This is a genomic window from Microbacterium sp. NPDC056234 (assembly GCF_042267585.1).
Taxonomy (GTDB): Bacteria; Actinomycetota; Actinomycetes; order Actinomycetales; family Microbacteriaceae; genus Microbacterium.
This window is the reverse complement of the sequence record NZ_JBHJTE010000001.1, coordinates 383,230-405,524: the sequence shown is the minus strand read 5'-3', so window position 1 is coordinate 405,524 and position 22,295 is coordinate 383,230. Positions and strand designations below refer to the sequence as shown.

Sequence of the window (22,295 nt, the reverse complement as noted above, 5' to 3'; positions counted from 1 at the left end):
GGAGTCGCCGTGCCTCTCGCACCCATCTTCCGTCGTGCCGCCGTCGTCGCCGTCGGCGTCGCAGCCGCCGTCTCCCTGGTCGCCTGCGCCCCGGCGTCCGAGTCCGCCGGTCAGGATGGCTCGTCCTCCGACGGCCTGCAGACCGTCACCGAGGGCAAGCTCACCATCGCCACGGGCGAGCCGAATTACGAGCCCTGGTTCGTCGATGACGACCCGGCCAACGGCAAGGGTTTCGAGGCCGCGGTCGCCGGCGCGGTCGCCGATGAGCTCGGCTACGACGCCTCCGACATCGTCTGGGTTCGCACCACCTTCGACGGCGCGATCGCGCCGGGCCCCAAGGACTGGGACCTCAACATTCAGCAGTTCTCGATCACCGACGAGCGCAAGAACGCGGTCGACTTCTCGTCGCCGTACTATACGACCACTCAGGCGGTCGTTGCGGTCGGGTCCTCGCCGGCGGCATCGTCGACCACGATCGACGAGCTCAAGGAGGCAAAGGTCGGTGTGGCCAGCAGTACGACGAGCTACACGGTCGCGAAGGAGCAGCTCGGCGACGCCAGCCTCAGCGTCTTCAACTCGGTCGACGACGTCGTGCTCGCGCTCAAGAGCGGCCAGATCGACGCCATGATCACCGACCTCCCCGGCGCGTTCTACGTCGTGGGGGCACAACTCGATGACGGCGTCGTCAGCGGACAGTTCGCCGACGCGGACGGTGGCGACGACTTCGGCATCGTCCTGCCCAAGGGGTCCGCGCTCACGGAGGACGTCACCGCTGCCGTCGACGCGCTGCGCGAGGACGGGACGCTCGACGAGCTGCAGCAGGAGTGGCTGAGCGACGCCGTCGACGTACCCGTCCTGAAATGACGCAGAACGCCGTCGACGCGCCGTGGCAGCCGAGCGAGCTCGAGCTTTCGCGCCGTCGGCTGCGTAAACGTGCGACGACGAAGTCGGTGTTGATCGCCTTCATCAGCAGTGTCGTCGTCGCCGTCGCGGTGATCGTCGTCGTCGCGAACACCCCCGGCTGGGTGGCCGTCCGCGAGATGTTCTTCAATCCTCAGGTGGCGCTGGACAGCATCGGCCCGATCTTCCAGGGACTCCTTGTCAACCTGCTCGTGCTGGCGATCGCCGCTGTCGGCGTGGCGATCTTCGGGACTCTGCTCGCCACGCTGCGGACGCTGCGCGGGCCCGTGTTCTTCCCGCTGCGCGCGATGGCGGCCGCCTACACCGACCTCTTTCGCGGGGTCCCGTTGCTCATCGTGCTGTACATCATCGGCTACGGCATCCCGGCGCTGATGATCTTCCCGCGTATGCCACCGGCGTTCTGGGGAACGATCGCGATCATCGTCACGTACTCCGCGTACGTGGCCGAGGTGCTGCGCGCCGGCATGGAGGCCGTGCACCCCTCACAGCGCGTGGCCGCCAGGTCGCTGGGACTCAGTCACGCGCAGACCCTGCGCATCGTCGTCATCCCGCAGGGGGTCCGCAAGGTCGTCCCTGCGCTGATGAACGACTTCGTGTCGATGCAGAAGGACGTCGGACTCATCTCCGTGCTCGGCGTGATCGACGCGGTGCGCGCGGCGCAACTGCAGGTGGCCGACACCTACAACTACACCCCGTACGTCATCGCCGGTCTGTTCTTCATCATCCTGAGCTGGCCGATGATCCGGCTCACCGACGGACTCGCGGCACGGCTGAACAAACGCGAGCAGGCCGGAGGCGTCGTATGACCGTTCCCGTGATCGAGGCCCGCGGCGTGCGTAAGCGCTTCGGCGACCACGACGTCCTGCGCGGCATCGACCTTGCGGTCGGCACGCACGAGGTCGTCGTCCTCATCGGCGCGTCGGGTTCGGGCAAATCCACGCTGCTGAAGACGATGAACCTCATCGAGCGCGTCGACGACGGCCAGATCTTCCTTTCCGGCGAGGACATCACCGACCCCCGAGTGGATGCCGATGCGGCACGCGCCCGGATCGGTGTCGTGTTCCAGCACTTCAACCTCTTCCCGCACATGACCGTGCTGGACAATGTCACGCTCGCTGCGCGCCGCGTCCATCGGATGCAGAGGGCAGAGGCCTTCGCTCGCGGACGCGAACTGCTCGACGCGCTCGGGCTGGGCGCGAAGGCCGACGAGTACCCGGACCGTCTCTCCGGTGGCCAGCAGCAGCGCGTCGCGATCGTGCGTGCCATCCTGACGCGCCCCGAGGTCCTGCTCCTCGACGAGATCACGAGCGCGCTAGACCCGCAACTGGTCGGCGAGGTGCTCGATCTGGTCCGCGAACTCAAACGCCGCGGGACCACGATCGTGATGGCTACGCACGAGATGTCGTTCGCGCGCGAGGTCGCCGATCGCGTCGTGTTCCTCTCGAACGGCGAACTGATCGAGCAGGGCACGCCCGAGCAGATCTTCGACGCCCCGCACCATCCGGCGACCGTGGAGTTCCTGGCACGCGTGCGGCATTGACGCCGGTCCGGCCGTACCGGATCAGGGCCGTACGCGGACCGTGCGTCCTTCGAACGTCACGAGGTCGCCGTCGTGCAGCTGACGGCCTCGGCGCCGATCGACCTCGCCGTTCACCGCCACATAGCCGTCGATGATGACCTCCTTGGCGTCGCCGCCGGAGTCGAGGAGCCCCGCGAACTTGAGGAACTGTCCGAGGCGGATCATCTCTCCGCCGATGGGCACGTCTTCGATGGGGTCGTTGGTGGTCACTCCTGAATGCTAGAGGACGTGGGGTCGAGCCCGTCCTGGAGCTCCGCGATGATGGCGCCGAGTACGCCCGTTCCCAGAAGGCCCGGACCGAGCGGCCCCGCGGTGTCCTCGCCCACGCGAGGAAGTCGCCGCAGTGCCGCACGCACGTCGTCGGTCATCGCGGACAGCTGCCATCGGATCTCGTGTGCCACGGCATCCGGATCGTCCGGCGCGGCGAGTCCCGCTGCCCGTGCGGCGTACGCGGCGGCGCCGAGCGCATGCGCACCCATGTGGGCGACGCCGGCGGACTGGGCCGCCGCGCGGGCTGCGGCGATCGCCGCCGGCGCGTCCACGACCTTCGCGGCTCGGCCGGCGACGAACCGCCGCCGGATCTCGTCGGCCGCCGTGAGCTCGCCACGCGCGAAGGCGCGGGCGCGGGCGATCGCGTCGCGCGGGCGTTCGTCCTGCGCCGATGCTTCGAAGAGCGGGAGCACCCGCTCGGCGCAGGACGCGGCCCAGCCGGCGACGACGCGCCTCTCCGATTCGGAGAGGGTCTGCGGCGAGCTCACGTCGTCCTCCGTCGCCTGTCCGTCCTCGCCCGCGCGGCTTGATGCGCCCCTCGCAGCAGTTCGAGGACGGCGTCGCCGGTACGGATGCCGGGGTTCACGATCGACACCCACCCCGAGTCGCCGTACACCGGGTGCGGTGCGATGGCATCGGGTGCGGCGGGGTCGGCAGCCGCCGATGTGAACTCGGCGAGACGTTCGCGTCCGATGTGGATGTTGACGCGGAAGCGATCCGGGGCGTCCAGACCGCTTTTCGCGTCTTCGGGGTAGTCCTTCGTGATGATCGTCCCGTAGGGCTGGGTGCGTTCGGGCATCACGCCGTCGGGGGCGTAGTAGAAGAACGCGTCTCCCCAGGCCAGCGGAGGAAACGCGCTCCCTTCGTCCGGCTCGATCACGAGCGCACCTTCGAGAGAGCGGATGTGGTCGACGATCTCGTGCATCTCCATGTTTCGATGATGCCCTTCATGTGCTTATGTGGAGTTCGACCCTGAAACGACGGGACTTCTTGTGCCCAACCCTCAAGAGCGTTACTTCACGACCGTCGAAGTCGGCCGCCTCACCGGCTATTCGACGCAGCAGATCCGCGATCTCGAACGACTCGGGGCGCTGCCGCAGGCCGAACGCGGTGCGAACGGCTACCGCCGCTATCGGCCCATTCATGTCGCCGCGGCTCATGCCTACCGCGCCCTGGCGCTCGCGATCGGCCCCGTGCCGACGCGACGGCTCATGCCGCGCCTGCTGACGGCGACGGTGGACGATGCCGCGGAACGCATCGACGCTCTGCACGCGGCGTTGGACAGTGAGCGCGCCCGCGTGCGCAGCGCTCGCCGCGGTCTCGACGCGGTGCTGTCCGAGCCACCGACCGAGTTCGACGAAAGCGATGTCATGACCATCGGCGAGCTGGCACAGGCGCTGGGCGTGCGGCCCTCAGCGCTGCGGCACTGGGAGCAGATGGATCTCGTCCGGCCGGGGCGCGACCATTCGACGGGCGCGCGTCATTACGGCGACCGCAGCATCGCCGAGGCCCGGATCGTGGCGTCGCTGCGCGAAGGCGGTTATCCCGTCCCTCGCATCCACGAGGTGCTCGCCCACCTTCGCGCGCGCGGCCTCACCGCTCACGTGAGGGCGCTTCTGGACGAGCGGCTCGCGGGGCTCACCGCACGGAGCGTCGCCCTGCTCGCCGCGGCGAGCCACCTGCACGCTCTGCTCACGACCCGCTCCGCGTGAGCGCCGATCCAGTAAGGGTTTCGCGAGGCGCCCGACCGGCCTAGGCTCCTGCGTGAAGACCGAAGGAGACGGTGATGCAGACCCTGACGATCGACTTCATCTGCTCCCTCGACGGCTTCGGTGCCGCCGAGGGCTGGCCCGGATTCTGGGGGCTGGAGGGCCCCGAGTACCTCGCGTGGCTCGAGAGCTCGCCGGAGAAGGACGACCCGCTGCTCATGGGGGCGACGACGTATCGACTGATGTCCGCGCTCGCCTCCGGCGGTGAGCCGGGAACGGACATGCTCGACGGCATTCAGAAGTACGTCTTCTCTTCTTCCTTGGAGGATCCGCTCGCGTGGGCGAACACGACTCTGGTCTCCACGGATGCCGTGGACTACGTCCGTCGGCTCAAGATCGAGTCGGATCGACCGCTGCGCACCCTCGGCAGCGTGGCGCTGTGCCGGTCGCTCCTGGCGGCCGGACTCGTCGATCGCTATCGCGTCGGTGTCTTCCCCGTCATCACCGGCGCGACAGGGCGCGACCGCATCTTCGACGGCTACCCCGATGTCCGACTCGACCTCATCGAGGCGCGCACGTTCGATCGGAGCATCCAGATGCTGGAGTATGTCCCCACCGTGCTCAAGAGCCCTCCGCTCGGCTGAGGTTCAGCCGTCCGCGGCATCCGCCCTGTGCACGGTCGGATCCGGCAGGATCGTCTCGATCTGCGGCTTCGCGTTCGCCTGGGCGCGGCACCAGACCACGAACCCGATCGCCGTGAACACGCCGTAGAAGACGTACATGAACCCGGTCGCGTAATAACCCGAGCTGAACAGCAGCGGCACCCCGACGACGTCGACGGCGATCCAGATCAGCCAGAACTCCGTGTATCCCTTCGCCATGCCGTAGGTCGCCAGCAGCGAACCGACGAAGGTCCACGCATCAGCCCAGACCGGCTCCCACGAACCGAGCGCGCGGAACACCGGGGTGAGGGCGACCGTCCCCACGACGAGCACGACGATGAGGCCGACGCGTGTGGGGTTGGATGCCCAGCGCGGTGTCAGCTGGCCACCGTTCTCGGTGGCGCGCCGCCAGCGGATCCAGCCGTAGATCGCGACGGCGATGAACATGATCTGGCGCCCGGCCTGGCCGAGGAGAGCCGGCAGAGAGTGCGCGGGGCCGAGGATCGACGCGAGGAAGACGGTGAGCAGGAGCACATTGCCGACGATGCCGACCGGCCACGCCCAGACCTTCCGGCGCATGCCGCCCAGCGCGCTGGCGAGGCCGAACGCGTTGCCGACCACCTCTCGGACGAGCAGCGTCTGCCCGCCGGGCAGCACCCACTGCGACGAGAAGGCGTCGACGAGCCAGCGTAGGAGATCCATCGGGTCAAGTCTCTCAGGGCGTCGGGCGCTGGCGCTTCCTTGGCGGTGCCACCGACTCCCGCGCCACGAGCGCCGGGTCGAGCGTGATGCGTCGCGGCTCGCGACGCCCGTCGAGCTGATCCATCAGCAGTTCGACCGCGGCGCGCGCCTTCTCTGCGATGTCCTGGCGGACGGTGGTCAGCGACGGGGTGACCATGTCCGCGATCGGCAGGTCATCGAACCCGACCAGCGAGAAGTCCTCCGGCACCCGGATGCCGCGGCGAGCGAAGGCCTTGATGAGGCCGATCGCCAGGATGTCGGCGGTGACGACCGCGCCGGTGAAGCGCTGCGGATGCGAGAGCAGATCATCGGCCGCGGCATCCGCGTCGGCGAAGGTGAGATTCGCGATAACCCGCTGGGGCTCGGCGGCCATGCCCTCCTCGGCGAGGGCCCGGGAGAAACCGGTGAAGCGCGCGTTGATGACACCCGCGCTCGATGCGCCTGGCCCGACGAAGGCGATCTCGCGATGGCCGGCGTCGAGCAGGTGACGCGTCGCCGCATAGCTGCCCGCGGCGTCGTCGATGCCGATCGTGGAGATCTCGGCATCGGTGTAGGCATCGATGAAGACCATCGGCACGTCCTGATGACGGCGCAGCTGCTCGACCTCGTCCGCCAGCACGCCGAGGAACACGGCGCCGTCGACGTTCCAGGAGCGCAGCCGGCGCGCGGTGTCGGCGGCATCCGTCGCCGCGTGGATCATCAGGTGCTTGCCCGCGGCGCTGACATGCCGTTCGATCTCGCCGAGCAGCATGGCGTCGTGCGGGTTGGAGAGGCCCAGGTCGCCCTCCGCCGCGGCGTAGTACACGAGGGAGATGATCTCGCTGCGGGACGCGGACAGTGACCGGGCCGCGGCGCTGGGCTGATAGTTCAGCTCGGCCGCCGCCTCGAGCACCCTTTTCCTGGTCGCCGCCGACACGCGGCCGTCCCGACCGTTGAGCACGTTGGAGACGGTCATCTTCGACACTCCGCATACTCGCGCGATGTCCGCGATCGTCACCATGTCGGTCGTCCCCTCGTCTTGAGACATCCTGCCCCTTGACGGGAACGGTCTCCGTGTTGCACCATAGTTTACCGGTATAGGTATACCGGTAAACCTGACAAAGGAGTCCTGATGTTCCGAGCAACCAGGCGAGGCCGCGGCGTTGCGGTCATCGGTGCCGCCGCAGCTTTCGCGGTGTCGTTGACGGCGTGCACGAGTGGCGGCGGCGGTGTCGAGGACACCGAAGCCGACAAGGGGCTGCCCGTCGCCGGCGTAAACGTGACGTACGACCCCAACACCCTGGTCAACGACGGCAAGCCCATCGAGCTCGAGTGGTGGGCCTGGAGCAACATCGAGCAGTTCCAGGCCATCGCCGACGCCTACAGCGAGATCCACCCGAACGTCACGATCAAGGTCGTGAACCAGCCGTGGGAGGACTACTGGACCAAGCTCCCGCTCGAGCTGCAGTCCGACGGCGGCCCCGCGATCTTCAACGTCCACAATTCGCAGCACGACAACCTCATCGCCAAGATGGAGCCCTACGACATCGACGCGGCCGATCTCGAAGCCGACTTCACGGGCGCCGCCGCACACGTCATCGACGGCGAGACCTACTACATCGATCTCGGACTCATGAGCGGGTCGATCTACTACAACACCGACATGTGGATGGCGGCGGGCCTGACCGACGCCGACATCCCGGCCACCTGGGACGAGTTCCGCGAGGTCGCCGAGAAGCTGACCATCCGCGAGGGCGACGAGCTGCGCCAGGCCGGATTCAACTTCAACGGCGGAGGGCAGGCCATGCAGATGGGCATGGCCTACCAGCTCGGTCAGAACCTCTTCGCCGAAGACGGCAGCACGCCCACGGTCGACAACGCGGCGAACCTCGAGGTCATCAACCGCTTCCTGGACATCTACGCCGACGGTTCGGGTGACGCGAACTTCGGCGCCTCAGGTACCGAGAGCTTCGGTCAGGGCCTGTCGGCGATGACCTACGCCTGGGGCTGGTTCTCCGGAACGCTGCGCAACGACTACCCGGACCTCAAGTGGAGTGCGTTCCGGACCCCGGTGCCGGATGCCGGCGAGACCCCGTACGCCTTCGACCGCTACAACGGCGAGTCGACGTTCGGCATCAACGCGAACGGCACCGACGCCGAGAAGGAGGCGGCACAGGACTTCCTGCGCTACTACCTGACGGACGAGGAATCGATGAAGGAACTGGCGCTGAGCTTCAGCATCTTCCCGGCCTACAAGCCGATCGCGGACGACCCGGCGTTCGCGGACGACCCCGCACTCGCCGCGTTCGGCGACATCGAGCGGTACATCTGGCCCGGCCCGATTCCGGCGACCTTCGAGACCTCGACCGCCACCATGTGGGAGGAGATCCTCTTCAACGGCGTGGCACCCGAGGACGCGCTGGCCACAGCGCAGCAGACGATCGAGAAGGACCTCGAGGGCACGGACTTCACCGCCGCCGAGAGCCTCTACGCCTTCTACGCCGCCGACTGAGCACCCTCCCAGGAAGGAGCGCTCCCGGCCACCCGAGGCGGCCGGGAGCGACACCCCATGACCATTCAGACCCCCACGCGCGCGACCGATTCGGAGCCATCCGCCCCGGTCACGCAGGCCACGCGGCGCATCCGGAAACCGGCGAGCGAGCTGTGGCTGCGCAACCTCACCGTCGGGACGGTGATGGCATCCATCGTGGTGCTGCTGCTGATCCCGATCGGCATCGCCTTCGTCGGCAGCTTCCATGACTGGAACCCGCTCAACGGGACGTTCGACTTCACCGGCGTCGACAACTACACCGAGCTGTTCGGGGACCCGACCTTCTGGCGCGCGTCCGGAAACACGCTGATCTTCGGCATCCTGGCCATCATCGGCCGTGTCGTGCTCGGGCTGGCGATCGCCTACGCGCTGTTCTCGAAACTCAGCCGCTGGCGCACGTTCTTCCGCACGATCTTCTACCTTCCGACCGTGATGCCGCTGGTGGCCGTCGCGTTCCTCTGGAAGCTCATGTACAACCCGCAGTTCGGCGCCATCAACACGCTGTTCGGCCTGGACATCAACTGGCTGTTCGATCAGCGCTACTCGCTGCTGGCGATCGTGATCATGACGATCTGGAAGGACTTCGGCTTCGCCGTCATCCTGTTCCTCGCCGGCCTCTACGCGATTCCTGAGGACGTGCTCGAGGCGGCATCCGTCGACGGCGCGAACGCCTGGCGGACGTTCTGGCACATCATCCTGCCGCTGCTGCGACCGATGCTCTTCTTCATCGTCATCACCTCGATGATCGGCTATCTGCAGGCGTTCGTTCAGGTGCTGGTGATGACCAACGGCGGACCGGGGACGTCGACGCAGCTGATCTCATTCATGATCTACGACCAGGCGTTCGTGAAGTACGACTTCGGCTACGCCTCCGCGATCGCCTTCGTCCTGCTGATCATCACCGCCGTGCTGACCGCGGCGTCCTGGCGGATGAACCGATCCGCGCTGGATGCTCCGCGGCGTCGACGCTTCGCGAAGCGCGCAGAAGGGAAAGTGTCATGAGGCTGCGCGTGTTCGCGTTGAACGCGACGCTGCTGGTGGTCGGGCTGATCATCGTCCTGCCGTTCTTCTGGATGATCCTGTCGGCGTTCAAGTCCAACGCGGAGATCGTCGGATTCGATCAGACGTTCCTCCCGAAGGAGTGGACGATCGAGAACTTCATCTCGATCCAGACGAAGCTCGACTTCTTCCGCCTGTTCTTCAACAGCGTGTTCCTGTCGGTGACGATCACGGCGCTGTCGGTCTACACCAGCCTCGTGGGCGGCTTCGTGTTCTCGAAGTACCGCTTCCGCGGTCGCGGCCCGCTGTTCGCGGTGATCCTGTCGACCATGATGGTCACCTGGGCGGTCGTCATCATCCCCCGGTACACGATGTTCCGCGAGGTGGGGCTCACCGACAGCTACGCGTCCATCATCATCCCCGCGGTGATCAGTGCGTTCGGCATCTTCATGATGCGACAGAGCATGGATGCCGTGCCCGATGAGATCCTCGAGGCCGCGCGCATCGACGGGGCGTCGGAGTGGTTCATCTTCCACCGCATCGTCGCGCCGATGAGCGTCAACGCCATCTCGGCGCTGTCGATCTTCATCTTCCTCTGGGTCTGGGAGGACTACCTGTGGCCGTATCTGATGGTCTCGTCTGAGGAGAAGCAGGTCCTCGCGGTCGGCCTCACCACGTTCAACGGGCAGTACAGCACCGACTACGGTGGGCTGTTCGCCGCCACGACACTGGCGATCGTGCCGGTGATGATCGTCTACATCGTGTTCCAGCGCCGGTTCATCGCCGGTGCCGCGAGCGCAGCACTGAAGGGTTGAGGATGCCGGAGCGTACGAAGATCGCACTGTCGGACGGAGCGTCGGCACCGGCGAGCGAGGGGGCGATCGTCGCGGGGCCTGGGTACCGGATCTCGCTGCTGACCGACCGACTGATCCGCATCGAGTGGGATCCGCAGGCGCGGTTCTTCGACGAGAAGACGCAACAGGTGCTGAACCGCGCGTTCGACGTGCCGGAGTTCCGTGTCGTGCGCGACGAGCACGGCATCGAGATCACCACCGACAGCCTGCGGCTGCGGTACGACGAGCGGATGCCGAGCACGGCCGGCCTCTCGATCTCGCTGCTCTCGGGCGCCACCGACGTGCACTACACGACGTGGCGACCGGGGCAGCAGTTCCCGCAGACCCTGCCGCTGCGGGGAAATCTCGGCAGCACGGCGCGCACCCTCGACGAGATCGACGGAGCGATCGAGATCCCGCCGGGGATCCTGTCGACCTTCGGCTTCGGCGTCCTCGACGACTCGGAGTCGCTGCTGCTCGGGGCGGACGGCTGGATCCGCCCGCGGGACGGCGATGGTCAGGACTTCTACTTCTTCGGATACGGGCGCGACTTTTCCGCCGCCCTGCGCGCCTTCCACCACCTCACCGGGCCGATTCCGCTCGTGCCGCGGTTCGCCCTGGGCAACTGGTGGAGCAGGTACTGGGCCTACGACGAGCCCGAGTATCTCGCGCTCATGGCACGGTTCCGCGACGATGGCATCCCGCTGTCGGTCGCCGTGATCGACATGGATTGGCACCTCGTCGATGTCGATCCGGCGATCGGAACGGGGTGGACCGGATATACCTGGAACACCGAGCTCTTCCCGGATCCGGAGCGCTTCCTCGGCGAACTGCATGCCAGGGGTCTCGCGGTCACGCTCAACCTGCACCCGGCCGACGGGATCCGCCGCCACGAGTCGTCCTACGTCCGGGTCGCCGAGGCGATGGGGATCGATCCGTCGGTGGGGAACCCGATCGACTTCGATGTGTCGTCTCGCGATTTCATGGGGGCGTACCAGGACCACGTGCTCGGGCCGCTCGAGGACCAGGGGGTGGACTTCTGGTGGATCGACTGGCAGTCGGGTGAGCACTCCCGTATGCCGGGGCTGGATCCGCTGTGGATGCTGAACCACACGCACTTCCACGCCTCGGCGCGGCACGGACGCCGCCCGCTGACGTTCTCCCGCTACACCGAGCGCGGGGGCCATCGCTATCCGGTCGGCTTCTCGGGCGACACGATCGTGAGCTGGGCGTCCCTCGCGTTCCAGCCGGAGTTCACCGCCACCGCTGCGAACGCCGGTTACACGTGGTGGAGCCACGACATCGGCGGGCACATGCACGGCGTCCACGACGTCGAACTGGCCGTCCGCTGGCTCCAGTTCGGCGTCCTCTCGCCGATCAATCGACTGCACTCCTCGGCCAACCCGTTCAGCTCCAAGGAGCCGTGGGCGTACGGGGAGCCGGCCGCGACGATCATGCGGCGGTATCTGCGTCTGCGTCACCGCCTGATCCCCACGCTCTACACCGCGGCGTGGGCGGCGCACCGCGACCACGTGAGCGTGGTGCGGCCGCTGTATCACGACGCCCCGCGGGAGCACGCGGCCTACCGGCATCCGCACGAGTACCTGCTCGGCGAGCATCTTCTCGTGGTGCCGATCACCGCGCCGCGGGAGCGAACCTCCGAGCTCGCGACAGTGCGCGCATGGCTGCCCGAGGGCGACTGGGTCGACCTCCTCACCGGGTTGCGATACCGCGGCTCTCGCGAGGTGCTGCTGACGCGCTCGCTCGACGAGTACCCGGTCCTCGCCCGTGCCGGCGCCGTCGTGCCTCTGGATGCCGATCCGATGTCCCACGCGGCCGATGCGCCCGAACACATGGAACTCCTGGTGATCCCCGGTGCCGCGACCTCGACCTTGATCGAGGACGACGGCGCGGCCGAGCCCGAGCCGGGGGTCGTGAGCTTCGTGCAGACCCTCCAGGTGCGCGGCGATGGTCTTGCCGACATCACCGTCGTGGCCACGCATTCCGGCGCGCCGATGCGTGCTCGACGGGTGACCGTCCGAGTCCCAGGAATCCGCGGCGCGGAATCGGTGTCTCTCGAGGACGGCCGGGTGCTGTCATCCACGCCGCTGCCTGCGGATCCGGAGGCGCTCGCGCCGGCGGGTCTGGGCATCGACCTGGACGACGTCTCCGTCGGTGACGGCTTCACGTTGCGCGTCTCCGGCGTCGAGCGGTCGGCGGCGTTCGATCCGGAACGCATCTTCGGGCAGCTGCAGAACGCGGGGATCGGGTATGAGGCGAAGCGGCTCGTGTGGAGCATCGTCACGGAGCGCGGCTCGGCGGATGCCATCGCGGGGATGGACCTGCCGCGGGAGCTCCGGGACGCCGTGACGGAACAGCTCGCGGCCGTGCCCGCCTGGTGACCAGGCATCCCGGTGGGCGGTCGCCTCGGCCGCCGTGGCGGCACCGGCAGTCGCGGCCGAGGCCGGCCGATGACGACCCAGCCGCTGGTGTCGAGCTCGGACGCGTCGAGCCCGACGATCGCGATCTACCGTCAGCTGCGCGGGCTGATCCTGTCCGGACAGCTCGGCGCGGACGAGCGCCTTCCGACCGTGCGGCAGACCGCCGCCGATCTCGGCGTCGCACCGGGGACGGCCGCGAAGGCGTACAAGATGCTCGAGCAGGACGGTCTCGTGGTGAGCCGAACGGCTGCCGGGACACGCGTCTCCGCGTCGGCGGCGGTGCTTCCCGGCTCCGTGATCCGTCGGATCCGTGAGCTGGTGGATGAGGCCGATGCGACCGGCGCCGACCGCGAGGACGTCCTCAACGTCCTGCGCGTCGTCTGGCAGGCGGGCGACGGAGAGGGGGCATGAGCCCTCACCGTGGCCGACTCCGTAAGCTGGAGCCATGACCAAGAACACGATCTGGACCATTCTCGGCGTCATCGTGGCCGTGGTGATCGCCTGGTGGCTGGTGGGTCTGCTGTTCTCCGTGCTGTGGTTCATCGCGAAGCTCGCGATCGTCCTCGTCGTCGCGCTGGTCGTATTCCTCGTGCTGCGCAGCGTGTTCAGCAAGAGCGACGTCTGATTTCCCCGGCTCACCGCGACAGCTGCACCCGCAGCACCGCGTAGAGCGAGGGGAGCGCCGCCCCGAAGATCAGGGCGAGGCCGATGCCGATCAGGGTCTCGATGGTCCGCTCGACGAACTGCTCACCCGGCGCCGTCGACGACGTCGCGAGCACCAGTGTCAGCACGACGAGCGTCGTGAACGCCGGCGCGACGTACCAGCGGCTCTCCTGCATCGCGCTCATCGCGCCGACGGCGACCGCGATCAGCAGGCCCACCAGCACCCCGCCCGGCTCGAGCAGCGCGAATCCGATGGCCGCGATCGCCCCCGCGAAGACGGATGCCGCGCGTCCGATGCTGCGCAGGATGACCTGTCCGCGCACGGGGCGCATCACGAGCAGGACCGTTCCGGTCGCCCAGCCGACCTGATCGAGATCGAAGGCGTACCCGATGGCTGCGGCGCTCGCACTCGCCAGCCCGAGCAGGATGCCGTAGGCGAGGAGGTCGGAGCCGCGTGTCGTCTTCGGGGCGGCCGGCAGCGGGTCGGGCCGCTCGGGCCAGAGCAGTGACACGAGCCAGGCGTACACCGAACCGCTGATGCCGAAGGCCGCCATCACGAGCGTCGTCGAGATGTCGGGGAAGCTGAGGCCGATGCCGACCAGAGGCAGGACGAGGACGAGCAGCAGTCGGCCCCAGCGGCCACGAGCCGTGCTCAGGCTGGCCAGGATCGACAGGAGCAGCAGGGCCGCAATCGCCACCATCGGAACCTGCGTGAGAAGGGATCCGAGTACGAGGCCCACGGCGCTGAGCGCACCCACCAGTGGCAGCACCGCGCGTCGGCTGCGTCGTGACGGCAGTCCGAACGCGGCCGCCGGAAGGACACCGATGGCGAGCGCGAGTCCTGCGGCCGGCGAGAACGGCGCGACGAGGATGCCCGGCAACGCGAACACGACTCCGAGCGCGAAGCGCGACCACTGCCAGGTCAATCCCGTCAGCACGTGCATGACACCGTTATACACGCGCGTGACCGTGGACGTGGATGCCGGGCAAACGATAGCGTTCGATCATCCGCTGTGCTTCCGTGGCGGGCATCATCGAAAGGTTCATCATGAACTTCTGGACATCGTTCTGGGACATCATCTGGTGGTTCGTCTGGGCATTCGCCTTCATCGCCTACCTGTTCGCGCTGTTCGCCATCATCGGCGACCTCTTCCGCGACCGGAAGCTGAACGGCTGGCTGAAGGCGGTCTGGATTCTCTTCCTGGTGTTCGTGCCGTTCCTCACCGCGCTGGTCTACCTGATCGCGCGCGGCCAGGGCATGGCCGAGCGCAGCGCCGCCGAGGCGCAGCAGGTCAGACAGGCCACGGACTCCTACATCCAGCAGGTCGCCGGGTCCAGCCCGGCCGAGGAGATCGCGAAGGCGAAGGCGCTGCTCGACTCCGGCGCGATCACGGCCGAGGACTTCGCCCAGCTCAAGGCCAAGGCCCTCAGCTGACCCGCTGAACGGCACGGCAAGAGGGGCGATCCGGAAACGGATCGCCCCTCTTCTCGTTGCCACGAGGGTGTCAGAAGCTCCCGATGCCCTTGCCGACCATCGAGAATCCGATGACGAGCAGCAGCACGGCCATGATGACCGCGTTCTCCTTGGTGAGCCAGTCGCGCAGAGCATCCAGCGCGCCGCCGAGCCTGTCGGCGGCGAACAGGTAGCCGACCACCGGGATCAGGACGGTGGATGCCGCGATCAGCGTGTAGATCGCGATCACGCCGACGAGCGAGCCAGACGACAGCGCGGCCGCGCCGATGTCCGTGCCGGCACCGGCCGCCATGATGAGGTTCTTCGGGTTCAGCGCCGACAGCAGGAGGCCGAGGCCAAGCGCTCCGAAGAACGAGACCTTGTCTATCGCCTGCATCCAGCCGGGCAGCTTCGCGTCCTCGCCTGCCTTCGGACGACTGCGCCACTGCTTCAGCGCCAACAGGAGCAGAAGAGCACCCAGGATGAGCTGGAACGCCCCCTTGATCGGCTGCGAGGCATCCTCATCGCCTTCGGGCAGCACGGACGACAGCAGCGTGAAGACGGTGACGGCGAGGATGATCCCGATCAGCCAGCCGAGCAGGAAGCCCACGCTCGTCACGCGTGCTTTGGGCGAGAGCAGCATGAGGATGGCGGCGATGATCGGGATCGGACTGATCGCGACACCGAGCGCGAGGGGGAGGATCTCCCCGATGACGGCGTTCATCAGCTGCCCTTCGTATCTGAGCCGGCGAGATCGAGGATCGCGGCGCGGTTGGTGGCGTAGAGCTTCTCATCCGTGAGCAGCTCGAGCCGTTCCAGCCGATGCTGCGTCTTGGGGCGGACCCGGCTGAAGCCGAGCGTGATGCGCTGGTCGGCGAGCCAGGTCTTCAGCGCGGTGAAGGACTCGGCGCCGGTCACGTCGATGTCGGTGACGGCCTCCATGTCGACGACGACGTGCTTCACGGCGCCGTCGCCCGCGGCGGTGACCGCGTCCTTGACCGCGGTCGTGAACACCGCGCCATTGGCGAAGAAGAGCGGCGCCGCCATCCGCACGACGAGGACCCCCGGCGCCGTGACCGTGCCCGCCGGCGCGTCCTCGAGCAGGGATTCGCCCGGGTCGCCGGAGGATTCCAGGACGTCGATGGCCGGGCTGGCCGCGCGCTTGGCGATGTTGATGAGGGCGAGCACGAAGGCGACGAGGATGCCGGGGATCGAGCCGACGAACAGCGTCACCAGGAAGCAGATCGCCCCGATCAGGAACTCGAAGCGGTCGGCCTTCCACAGCTCTCTGAACTCGCGGATGCCCAGCAGGGGGATGACGGCGACACCGACGATCGCGCCGATGACGGGCGAGGGGATGTCGGCGAGCAGCTCCGTGCCGAACAGGAGCAGCAGCAGCGTGCCGACCGCGAGGACGAGCGAGGGCAGCTGGGTGCGGGAGCCGGCCTGATCCATCGCGGCGGTGCGCGAGGTCGAGGAACCGACCGAGAAGCTGCCCTGCGCGCCGGCGGCGATGTTCGCGACGCCGAAGGCCATCAGGTCGCGGTTCGCGCGGAACGGGTAGCCGTGCTTCTCGGAGTACGACCGAGACACGAGCAGTCCCTCAGCGGTGGTGACGAGCGTCAGGGCGATCGCCGACGGGATCAGCGCAGCCCACGTCACCCAGTCCAGCATCGGCCAGGTCAGCGCTGGCGGGCCCGCCGGCACCTCGCCCAGCACGGCGACGCCCTTCTGGTCGAGACCGGCGGTGACCACCACGACGGTCGCGAGCACGAGGACGACCAGCGCCCACGGCACAGCCCGCAGATACATGCGCCCGACGAGCAGCACGGCGACCGAGACGACCGAGATCAGCACCGACCACCCGTTGACCGTGCCGATGCCGGTGATCAGGTCGTAGACCTTCTCGACGAATTCGCCGCCGGATTCGATCTTCACGCCGAGCATCTTGGCGATCTGGCTGATCATGATGTCCAGCGCCAGGCCGCCGACGAAGCCGACGAGGATCGGCTTCGACAGGAAGTTGGCGAGGAAGCCCAGCTTGAAGACGGCGAGCAGGAGGAACAGGATGCCGCAGATGATCGCCTGCGCCATGGCGAGGGTCGCATAGTCCGCGCTGCCGGCGGCGGCGAGGCCTCCGACGGACGAGGCGACCAGGGCAGCTGCTGCGGCATCCGGCGACGCGACCACCTGACGGGACGAGACGACGAGCGCGTAGATGATCGTCGGGACGATCAGCGCGTAGAGTCCGGCAGTGGGCGGCAGTCCGGCGATCTGCGCGTATCCGATGTTCAGCGGGATCGCGATGGCGAGGAGCGTGACTCCGGCGGTCAGCTCGGAGGCCAGATTCTTCGAAGTGAGGCCGGCCAAAGGGCGCTGCATCGTGGTTCCTCTCGTTCGTCCTGTCCCACATTGGCACTTGCGCGCCGACCCGGCCAGCACCGGGCCGGAAGATCACGCGAGAAGGATGAGGGTCAGCGCGTCCGGACCGTCTGCTTCAGCCGCGTGCGCACGTCGAAGAGCTCGTTCCCGCCGACGATCCGCGCTCCGGGCACTCCGGTGCGCAGCACCGTGCGCAATGCGCTGCGCCGAACGGCGATCACCGGAACCCGGCCGACGACGCCGAGCCGCGTGACGGGCTGGACCACGTCGTCGTCCGGCAGCACCACGATCGCTCCGCCGAAGCGCACCCGCGCGGAGCGCGCGACGGCGCGCATCCGTGAGAGCAGTTCTCGCACCGGCATCCGATCTCCGGCCTCGGGACCGGAGATCTCGTCGCGGCGGAACCCCACGGGTCCGCCGAAGTCCTCCGAGACCAGGCCGTACAGACCTGTCGGGCTCAGCACGACGTGGTCCAGAGTCTCATCGCCGGGTCCCGTGGCGACGTCGTGCCAGACCGTGAAGCCGATACCGAGATCCTCCATCGCGCGGGCGGTGTCCTCCTCGGCGAGGGCATCCGCGAGCAGGCGGCGCAACGCCCAGGGCGTCGAGCGGACGAAGCTCGGGGAGTACGGGTCGGCGACGTCGCCTTCCGCCCACTCCCGGACGAGCGCCAGATATCGCTCGCGGCGCCACGATCCGGCTTGGCCGTAGGAGGCCGTCTTCGGGCGGGTCCCCGTTCTGGATGCGTCGGACCGACCGCCCCACTGCAGCCGCTCTCCGTCGTCGTGTCCGCGGTCGTAGGCACGGCGGGCTTCTGGCGAGCCGATCAGCTCCCACGCGTGCTGGACCTGGATGAAAGCGGCCGCATCTCCGCCGGTGTCGGGGTGCGTCTCGCGCAGCCGCAGGCGGTAGGCGCGACGCAAGTCGTCGTCGACGACGTCTGGTGCGACGCCGAGCACCTCGTACGCCGACGCTGAGAGAGGGCTGTCGAACACCGGTTCAGGCTACCCATCCGAGAGCGGGTGTGCTTGCATGAGGCGACGCGCCGGACGGCGCCGAGGGGGGAGGGCGCATGTCGCGCAGGATCGGTGCGGTGGGTTGTCTCCTGCTCGTGGCGGCGCTCGTCGGATGCGCCGGCTCCGCGACTCCGTCGGCGTCGTCCGAGGTCGGTCCTTCGCCTTCGCCTTCGCCCACAGCCGCGTGCCCGCAGATCGAAGGTGTCGACCTCCCGCCCGGGTGCGCGCCGTACGATCCCGATGCCGCGATGGCGGAGAACGACCGGTACCGCGAGCGCATGGAGCTCTCGGAGGATGCCGAGGCCGTCGCCGAGGAGCTCGCCGGGCCGTTGCGCGTGCGGCTGGAGGAGATCCGCGCCTCGGGATCCATCACGTCCGAAGCCGTGGAGGAGGCGATCATGGATGCCGGGCTGCCCCAGCCGCAACTCAGGGCCGCCGCGGACGACGTCCTGTTCGGTGTCGCCGGTCCCGACGGCGGATGCGTCTTCGGAGCGGTCACTCCCGAGGCGGTCATCGTCGAGGTGGGCGGATACATCATGGACGGCGGATGCCTGCCGGCCCAGTAGGTCGCGGATCCGGTCTCGCGGGTCCGGGTCAGGCCGGAGGGGCGGAGCGCTCATCGAGGACGAGCTGCAGGAAGGCGAGATCCAGCCAGGCGCCGAACTTCATGCCGACCTGCGGCAGCAGTCCGGTGCGCACGAAGCCGTGCTTCTCGTGCAGACGGATGGATGCGCTGTTGCCGCTCTCGACAGCGGCGACCATCACGTGCTTCCCGAGGGTGCGCGCCCGCTCGATCAGCGCCGTCATGAGCTCTCCGCCGATGCCGCGGCCGTGACGGTCGGGGTGCACGTAGACCGAGAGCTCGACCGTGTGGCGGTAACCGGTGTGCGGTCGCCAGGCGCCGAACGTGGCGTAGCCGAGCACGCCGGAACCGTCGACCGCCACGAGCACCGGAAAGCCCTGCTCGGTGCGGGTCCTGAGCCAGGCCGCCCTGTCTTCGATGTCGACGGTGTCCTCGTTCCAGATCGCGGTCGTGTTCTCGACCGCGTGGTTGTAGATCGTCGTGATCGTGGCGAGGTCGGCGGCCTCGGCATCCCTGATTCGCACGTCGTCGACGCTAGCAGGGCGGGTGCTCAGCGCGCGTACCCTGGGAGAAGGACGACTCGGGACCAAATTCGCCGCGTTCGTGGTTGTCCTCTGTGGACGCACCTCGCGTCAGAGAAGGAGTTCCACTCATGACCGACACCGGAGCCATCACCCGCACCCCCGGAACCGAGACCGCCGTCCTCGCCGGCGGCTGCTTCTGGGGCATGGAGGATCTCATCCGCCGTCAGCCCGGCGTGCTCGACACCCGCGTCGGATACACCGGCGGACAGAACGACCACGCCACCTACCGCAACCACACGGGTCACGCCGAAGCGGTCGAGATCGTGTTCGACCCGACGCAGACGTCCTACCGCGACATCCTGGCGTTCTTCTTCCAGATCCACGACCCCTCCACGTTGGATCGTCAGGGCAACGACATCGGATCCAGCTACCGTTCCGCGATCTTCCCGCTGTCACCCGAGCAGGAGCAGGTCGCCCGCGACACCATCGCCGACGTCGACGCCTCGGGCCTGTGGCCGGGCAAGGCCGTCACCGCGATCGAGCCCGAGGGCCCGTTCTGGGAGGCCGAGCCCGAGCACCAGGACTACCTGCTGCGCATCCCCAACGGATACACCTGCCACTTCCCGCGGGCCGGCTGGGTGCTGCCGCGGCGCGAGAACGCCTGACCCGCTGACGATCGGCTGGTGACGATTCGCGGACCCGGTGACGATTCACGGACCGATTCACCGAAATCGTCCGTGAATCGTCACGGCATCCGTGATTCGTCGCGGAGACGAGGCGAATGCGGCGTCAGGCGTGCACGTCGGCGGGCGATACGCCGCCCTCGGTGAAGCTCGGCCGCTTGCCCAGCATCCGGCCGATCAGCAGCACGATGCCGACTATCACGAGGCCGAGGATCAGCCCCGCGATGGCCGACATCAGGGTGTCGCCGAACCACACCACGAAGCCCCCGAGGGGCTCGAGCAGGTGCTCGACGCCGTGGACGAAGTCGGTGATGCCCACCAGCCCGACAGCCCCGAGGTTCGCGAGCACGAGGTGGCCGCCGACCCACAGCATCGCGACCGTGCCGACCACGGAGATCACGCGGAAGACTGCCGGCATCGAGCGCACGATCCTGGTGCCGGTGTGCCGCACTCGGCGATCGGAGTTCTTGGCCATCTTCAGACCGATGTCGTCGATCTTCACCAGCAGCGCGACCGCACCGTAGACGATCCCCGTCATCAGCAGCGCGATCACCGCGAGGATGCCGAGCGTCATCCAGATGCTCAGCCCCGACTCGAGGTTCGCGAGCGAGATGAGCATGATCTCGGTGGAGAGGATCAGGTCGGTTCTGACGGCGCCGAACACGAGCTTGTTCTCGTCACGGGCACCCTCGTCGGCATGGGCGTGGTGGAACCCGAACCACTCGAGCACCTTCTCGGAGCCCTCGAAGCAGAGGTACGCGCCGCCGATGATGAGCAGATAGGGCAGCACCCAGGGGGCGAACGCGGTCAGCAGCAGCGCGATCGGGATGATGATCACGAACTTGTTGACCAGCGACCCGAGCGCGATCTTCAGGACCACCGGCAGCTCGCGCGCCGGCGTGAGACCCTGCACATACTGCGGCGTGACCGCGGCGTCGTCGATCACGACGCCTGCCGCCTTGGATGACGCCTTCAGCGCTGCGCTGAGGATGTCGTCGACGACCGCGAGCAGACCAACCGACATGGGACCCCCTGAGTAGTGATGCCGGAGAGCAACTCTAGCGGGCGCGCGTGATCGGATCGCCCGAAGACCGGGGAGCGAGCGACGCGGCCTGGGAGCCGACACCGGAACCGGTGTACATCCACGACACGCTCACCGCGCCGATCCCGCGGTGGAAGGAACCCGGCGCGTGAGCGCGTTCAGTCGGTGAGCGTCGACGTGTCGATCACGAAGCGGTAGCGGACGTCCGAGGCGAGCACGCGGTCCCAGGCCTCGTTGACCTCGGATGCCGAGACGATCTCGACCTCGGGGGAGATGCCGTGCTCGGCGCAGAAGTCCAGCATCTCCTGCGTCTCGGCGATCCCGCCGATGTTGGAGCCGGCGAACGAGCGGCGTCCGCCGATCAGCGTTCCCACGTGCAGGCTGAGCGGCTCGGCCGGTGCGCCGACGTTCACGAGCGTGCCGTCGAGGGCGAGCAGCTTCAGGTGCGCGTCGACGTCGATGGGCGCGGAGACGGTGTTGATGATGAGGTCGAAGGCGCCACGCAGTTCGCGGAACGTCTGCGGATCGTTCGTCGCGAGCGCGCGGTCGGCGCCGAGCGCGAGCGCGTCGTCCTTCTTCGCGAGGGTGCGGGTCAGCACGGTGACCTCGGCACCCATCGCGTGCGCGAGCTTGACGGCCATGTGCCCGAGCCCGCCGAGCCCCACGACCGCGACGCGCGTACCGGGGCCGGCGTTCCAGTGCCGCAGCGGCGAGTAGGTCGTGATGCCGGCGCACAGCAGCGGCGCCGCCTTCTCGAAGGGGATCTCCTCCGGCAGGCGCAGGACGAAGTTCTCGGTCACCACGACGCTGGTCGAGTAGCCGCCCTGCGTGATCGTCCCGTCGACGTCCTTCGCGCCGTACGTGCCGATCGCGCCGTTCAGGCAGTACTGCTCAGACCCTGCGGCGCAGTTCGCGCACTCGCCGCACGAGTTGACCAGGCATCCGACGCCGACGCGGTCCCCGACCTTGTGCTTCGTGACCTCGGAGCCGACCTCCGCGACGAACCCGGCGATTTCGTGGCCGACCGTCAGCGGGTACTGCTGCGGACCCCAGTCGCCCTTGATCGTGTGGATGTCGGAGTGGCAGATGCCCGCCCAGCGGATGTCGATGAGGACGTCGTGCGGGCCGACGTCACGGCGCTCGATGGTGCTGACGGTGAGACGGTCGGTGGCGGAGGGCGCGACGATCGCGGCAACGGTGGTTGGCATAGGAAGAGATTACGCCCAATTGGCGCTCGACGCGCTCGAATCGATTCGATACAATT

Annotated in this window: 27 protein-coding genes; 15 read left to right on the top strand and 12 right to left on the bottom strand. The window is 68.0% G+C overall.

Annotated elements, in window-relative coordinates; translation table 11 throughout:
- The first annotated feature begins 9 nt into the window (after window positions 1-9).
- Genes ACFCYE_RS01980 through ACFCYE_RS01970 form a run of 3 tightly spaced genes read left to right on the top strand, consistent with a single transcriptional unit; the run spans window position 10 to window position 2,461 of the window.
- Window positions 10-864, top strand: a complete 855-nt coding sequence (locus tag ACFCYE_RS01980; protein ID WP_376175874.1) for an ABC transporter substrate-binding protein — start codon at window positions 10-12, stop codon at window positions 862-864.
- On the top strand, window positions 861-1,727 hold the full coding sequence (locus ACFCYE_RS01975) for an amino acid ABC transporter permease (RefSeq protein ID WP_376175873.1): 867 nt from the start codon (window positions 861-863) through the stop codon (window positions 1,725-1,727). The genes ACFCYE_RS01980 and ACFCYE_RS01975 overlap by 4 nt, the downstream gene beginning before the upstream one ends.
- Entirely contained in the window at window positions 1,724-2,461 is a 738-nt protein-coding gene (locus ACFCYE_RS01970; RefSeq protein WP_376175872.1) for an amino acid ABC transporter ATP-binding protein, read from the top strand. Before ACFCYE_RS01975 ends, ACFCYE_RS01970 begins: the two co-directional genes overlap by 4 nt.
- A gap of 21 nt (window positions 2,462-2,482) precedes the next feature.
- Here ACFCYE_RS01970 and ACFCYE_RS01965 read toward each other — a convergent pair whose 3' ends face one another.
- From ACFCYE_RS01965 to ACFCYE_RS01955, 3 genes are read right to left on the bottom strand one after another with little or no spacing between them, the layout of a single operon-like run.
- Complete coding sequence (locus tag ACFCYE_RS01965; RefSeq protein WP_376175871.1) at window positions 2,483-2,710, bottom strand: RNA-binding S4 domain-containing protein; 228 nt, start codon at window positions 2,708-2,710, stop codon at window positions 2,483-2,485.
- Entirely contained in the window at window positions 2,707-3,258 is a 552-nt protein-coding gene (locus ACFCYE_RS01960) for a putative immunity protein (protein WP_376175870.1), read from the bottom strand. The genes ACFCYE_RS01965 and ACFCYE_RS01960 overlap by 4 nt, the downstream gene beginning before the upstream one ends.
- Entirely contained in the window at window positions 3,255-3,701 is a 447-nt protein-coding gene (locus ACFCYE_RS01955; protein WP_376175869.1) for a DUF6194 family protein, read from the bottom strand. The genes ACFCYE_RS01960 and ACFCYE_RS01955 overlap by 4 nt, the downstream gene beginning before the upstream one ends.
- Before the next feature lie 61 nt (window positions 3,702-3,762).
- On the opposite strand from ACFCYE_RS01955, the gene ACFCYE_RS01950 reads away from it, so the two are divergent.
- Window positions 3,763-4,482, top strand: coding sequence for a MerR family transcriptional regulator (locus ACFCYE_RS01950; RefSeq protein ID WP_376175868.1), 720 nt, complete (start codon window positions 3,763-3,765; stop codon window positions 4,480-4,482).
- Between the two features lie 74 nt (window positions 4,483-4,556).
- Window positions 4,557-5,123 carry a dihydrofolate reductase family protein gene (locus tag ACFCYE_RS01945; RefSeq protein WP_376175867.1) on the top strand — a complete coding sequence of 189 codons (567 nt, stop codon included), beginning with the start codon at window positions 4,557-4,559 and terminating at the stop codon, window positions 5,121-5,123.
- Between the two features lie 3 nt (window positions 5,124-5,126).
- Here ACFCYE_RS01945 and pnuC read toward each other — a convergent pair whose 3' ends face one another.
- On the bottom strand, window positions 5,127-5,843 hold the full coding sequence (pnuC, locus tag ACFCYE_RS01940; protein WP_376175866.1) for a nicotinamide riboside transporter PnuC: 717 nt from the start codon (window positions 5,841-5,843) through the stop codon (window positions 5,127-5,129).
- 13 nt (window positions 5,844-5,856) lie between these two features.
- Window positions 5,857-6,909 (bottom strand): LacI family DNA-binding transcriptional regulator, encoded by a 1,053-nt coding sequence (locus ACFCYE_RS01935; protein ID WP_376175865.1) that lies wholly within the window; start codon window positions 6,907-6,909, stop codon window positions 5,857-5,859.
- 84 nt (window positions 6,910-6,993) lie between these two features.
- On the opposite strand from ACFCYE_RS01935, the gene ACFCYE_RS01930 reads away from it, so the two are divergent.
- The 6 genes from ACFCYE_RS01930 (at window position 6,994) to ACFCYE_RS01905 (ending at window position 13,310) form a co-directional block, all read left to right on the top strand.
- On the top strand, window positions 6,994-8,373 hold the full coding sequence (locus ACFCYE_RS01930) for an extracellular solute-binding protein (RefSeq protein ID WP_376175864.1): 1,380 nt from the start codon (window positions 6,994-6,996) through the stop codon (window positions 8,371-8,373).
- A gap of 57 nt (window positions 8,374-8,430) precedes the next feature.
- Window positions 8,431-9,414 (top strand): carbohydrate ABC transporter permease, encoded by a 984-nt coding sequence (locus ACFCYE_RS01925; protein ID WP_376175863.1) that lies wholly within the window; start codon window positions 8,431-8,433, stop codon window positions 9,412-9,414.
- Complete coding sequence (locus ACFCYE_RS01920; RefSeq protein WP_376175862.1) at window positions 9,411-10,226, top strand: carbohydrate ABC transporter permease; 816 nt, start codon at window positions 9,411-9,413, stop codon at window positions 10,224-10,226. Before ACFCYE_RS01925 ends, ACFCYE_RS01920 begins: the two co-directional genes overlap by 4 nt.
- Before the next feature lie 2 nt (window positions 10,227-10,228).
- Window positions 10,229-12,646: a TIM-barrel domain-containing protein gene (locus ACFCYE_RS01915; RefSeq protein WP_376175861.1), complete on the top strand. Its 2,418-nt coding sequence runs from the start codon at window positions 10,229-10,231 to the stop codon at window positions 12,644-12,646.
- Window positions 12,647-12,715: 69 nt separating this feature from the next.
- Window positions 12,716-13,096 (top strand): GntR family transcriptional regulator, encoded by a 381-nt coding sequence (locus ACFCYE_RS01910; RefSeq protein WP_376175860.1) that lies wholly within the window; start codon window positions 12,716-12,718, stop codon window positions 13,094-13,096.
- A 34-nt stretch (window positions 13,097-13,130) separates the two neighbouring features.
- Window positions 13,131-13,310, top strand: a complete 180-nt coding sequence (locus ACFCYE_RS01905; protein ID WP_376175859.1) for a hypothetical protein — start codon at window positions 13,131-13,133, stop codon at window positions 13,308-13,310.
- Between the two features lie 10 nt (window positions 13,311-13,320).
- On the opposite strand, the gene ACFCYE_RS01900 is transcribed toward ACFCYE_RS01905, so the two are convergent.
- On the bottom strand, window positions 13,321-14,292 hold the full coding sequence (locus ACFCYE_RS01900) for an FUSC family protein (RefSeq protein WP_376175858.1): 972 nt from the start codon (window positions 14,290-14,292) through the stop codon (window positions 13,321-13,323).
- A 104-nt stretch (window positions 14,293-14,396) separates the two neighbouring features.
- Here ACFCYE_RS01900 and ACFCYE_RS01895 point away from each other — a divergent pair, with 104 nt between their 5' ends.
- Window positions 14,397-14,783 (top strand): SHOCT domain-containing protein, encoded by a 387-nt coding sequence (locus tag ACFCYE_RS01895; protein WP_376175857.1) that lies wholly within the window; start codon window positions 14,397-14,399, stop codon window positions 14,781-14,783.
- A gap of 70 nt (window positions 14,784-14,853) precedes the next feature.
- Here ACFCYE_RS01895 and ACFCYE_RS01890 read toward each other — a convergent pair whose 3' ends face one another.
- From ACFCYE_RS01890 to ACFCYE_RS01880, 3 genes are all read right to left on the bottom strand, one after another.
- Window positions 14,854-15,525, bottom strand: coding sequence for a GAP family protein (locus tag ACFCYE_RS01890; protein ID WP_376175856.1), 672 nt, complete (start codon window positions 15,523-15,525; stop codon window positions 14,854-14,856).
- The gene (locus ACFCYE_RS01885) at window positions 15,525-17,183 is read right to left on the bottom strand and encodes a SulP family inorganic anion transporter (RefSeq protein ID WP_376175855.1); all 1,659 of its coding nucleotides are present in this window, start codon (window positions 17,181-17,183) and stop codon (window positions 15,525-15,527) included. Before ACFCYE_RS01885 ends, ACFCYE_RS01890 begins: the two co-directional genes overlap by 1 nt.
- Window positions 17,184-17,275: 92 nt before the next feature.
- On the bottom strand, window positions 17,276-18,178 hold the full coding sequence (locus ACFCYE_RS01880) for a DnaJ domain-containing protein (protein WP_376175854.1): 903 nt from the start codon (window positions 18,176-18,178) through the stop codon (window positions 17,276-17,278).
- Window positions 18,179-18,255: 77 nt separating this feature from the next.
- Here ACFCYE_RS01880 and ACFCYE_RS01875 point away from each other — a divergent pair, with 77 nt between their 5' ends.
- Window positions 18,256-18,765, top strand: a complete 510-nt coding sequence (locus ACFCYE_RS01875) for a hypothetical protein (protein WP_376175853.1) — start codon at window positions 18,256-18,258, stop codon at window positions 18,763-18,765.
- A gap of 28 nt (window positions 18,766-18,793) precedes the next feature.
- Here the strand turns inward: ACFCYE_RS01875 and ACFCYE_RS01870 are convergent, their stop codons facing one another.
- Window positions 18,794-19,306, bottom strand: a complete 513-nt coding sequence (locus ACFCYE_RS01870) for a GNAT family N-acetyltransferase (protein WP_376175852.1) — start codon at window positions 19,304-19,306, stop codon at window positions 18,794-18,796.
- Between the two features lie 128 nt (window positions 19,307-19,434).
- Here ACFCYE_RS01870 and msrA point away from each other — a divergent pair, with 128 nt between their 5' ends.
- On the top strand, window positions 19,435-19,971 hold the full coding sequence (gene msrA / locus ACFCYE_RS01865) for a peptide-methionine (S)-S-oxide reductase MsrA (protein WP_376175851.1): 537 nt from the start codon (window positions 19,435-19,437) through the stop codon (window positions 19,969-19,971).
- A gap of 124 nt (window positions 19,972-20,095) precedes the next feature.
- Here msrA and ACFCYE_RS01860 read toward each other — a convergent pair whose 3' ends face one another.
- The gene (locus ACFCYE_RS01860; RefSeq protein WP_376175850.1) at window positions 20,096-21,013 is read right to left on the bottom strand and encodes a DUF808 domain-containing protein; all 918 of its coding nucleotides are present in this window, start codon (window positions 21,011-21,013) and stop codon (window positions 20,096-20,098) included.
- 47 nt (window positions 21,014-21,060) lie between these two features.
- Between ACFCYE_RS01860 and ACFCYE_RS01855 the strand changes: the two genes are divergently transcribed.
- Window positions 21,061-21,183 (top strand): hypothetical protein, encoded by a 123-nt coding sequence (locus tag ACFCYE_RS01855; protein ID WP_376175849.1) that lies wholly within the window; start codon window positions 21,061-21,063, stop codon window positions 21,181-21,183.
- A gap of 6 nt (window positions 21,184-21,189) precedes the next feature.
- Here the strand turns inward: ACFCYE_RS01855 and ACFCYE_RS01850 are convergent, their stop codons facing one another.
- Entirely contained in the window at window positions 21,190-22,239 is a 1,050-nt protein-coding gene (locus ACFCYE_RS01850; protein WP_376175848.1) for an NAD(P)-dependent alcohol dehydrogenase, read from the bottom strand.
- Between the last annotated feature and the right edge of the window lie 56 nt (window positions 22,240-22,295).

Bases quoted from the DNA above. Each gene is read 5' to 3' on its own strand.
- ACFCYE_RS01975 (WP_376175873.1), top strand. From the start codon at position 861: ATGACGCAGAACGCCGTCGACGCGCCGTGGCAGCCGAGCGAGCTCGAG.
- ACFCYE_RS01970 (WP_376175872.1), top strand. From the start codon at position 1,724: ATGACCGTTCCCGTGATCGAGGCCCGCGGCGTGCGTAAGCGCTTCGGC.
- ACFCYE_RS01955 (WP_376175869.1), bottom strand. From the start codon at position 3,701: ATGGAGATGCACGAGATCGTCGACCACATCCGCTCTCTCGAAGGTGCG.
- ACFCYE_RS01945 (WP_376175867.1), top strand. From the start codon at position 4,557: ATGCAGACCCTGACGATCGACTTCATCTGCTCCCTCGACGGCTTCGGT.
- pnuC (WP_376175866.1), bottom strand. From the start codon at position 5,843: ATGGATCTCCTACGCTGGCTCGTCGACGCCTTCTCGTCGCAGTGGGTG.
- ACFCYE_RS01935 (WP_376175865.1), bottom strand. From the start codon at position 6,909: ATGTCTCAAGACGAGGGGACGACCGACATGGTGACGATCGCGGACATC.
- ACFCYE_RS01930 (WP_376175864.1), top strand. From the start codon at position 6,994: ATGTTCCGAGCAACCAGGCGAGGCCGCGGCGTTGCGGTCATCGGTGCC.
- ACFCYE_RS01925 (WP_376175863.1), top strand. From the start codon at position 8,431: ATGACCATTCAGACCCCCACGCGCGCGACCGATTCGGAGCCATCCGCC.
- ACFCYE_RS01920 (WP_376175862.1), top strand. From the start codon at position 9,411: ATGAGGCTGCGCGTGTTCGCGTTGAACGCGACGCTGCTGGTGGTCGGG.
- ACFCYE_RS01915 (WP_376175861.1), top strand. From the start codon at position 10,229: ATGCCGGAGCGTACGAAGATCGCACTGTCGGACGGAGCGTCGGCACCG.
- ACFCYE_RS01910 (WP_376175860.1), top strand. From the start codon at position 12,716: ATGACGACCCAGCCGCTGGTGTCGAGCTCGGACGCGTCGAGCCCGACG.
- ACFCYE_RS01905 (WP_376175859.1), top strand. From the start codon at position 13,131: ATGACCAAGAACACGATCTGGACCATTCTCGGCGTCATCGTGGCCGTG.
- ACFCYE_RS01900 (WP_376175858.1), bottom strand. From the start codon at position 14,292: ATGCACGTGCTGACGGGATTGACCTGGCAGTGGTCGCGCTTCGCGCTC.
- ACFCYE_RS01895 (WP_376175857.1), top strand. From the start codon at position 14,397: ATGAACTTCTGGACATCGTTCTGGGACATCATCTGGTGGTTCGTCTGG.
- ACFCYE_RS01890 (WP_376175856.1), bottom strand. From the start codon at position 15,525: ATGAACGCCGTCATCGGGGAGATCCTCCCCCTCGCGCTCGGTGTCGCG.
- ACFCYE_RS01885 (WP_376175855.1), bottom strand. From the start codon at position 17,183: ATGCAGCGCCCTTTGGCCGGCCTCACTTCGAAGAATCTGGCCTCCGAG.
- ACFCYE_RS01875 (WP_376175853.1), top strand. From the start codon at position 18,256: ATGTCGCGCAGGATCGGTGCGGTGGGTTGTCTCCTGCTCGTGGCGGCG.
- msrA (WP_376175851.1), top strand. From the start codon at position 19,435: ATGACCGACACCGGAGCCATCACCCGCACCCCCGGAACCGAGACCGCC.
- ACFCYE_RS01860 (WP_376175850.1), bottom strand. From the start codon at position 21,013: ATGTCGGTTGGTCTGCTCGCGGTCGTCGACGACATCCTCAGCGCAGCG.
- ACFCYE_RS01850 (WP_376175848.1), bottom strand. From the start codon at position 22,239: ATGCCAACCACCGTTGCCGCGATCGTCGCGCCCTCCGCCACCGACCGT.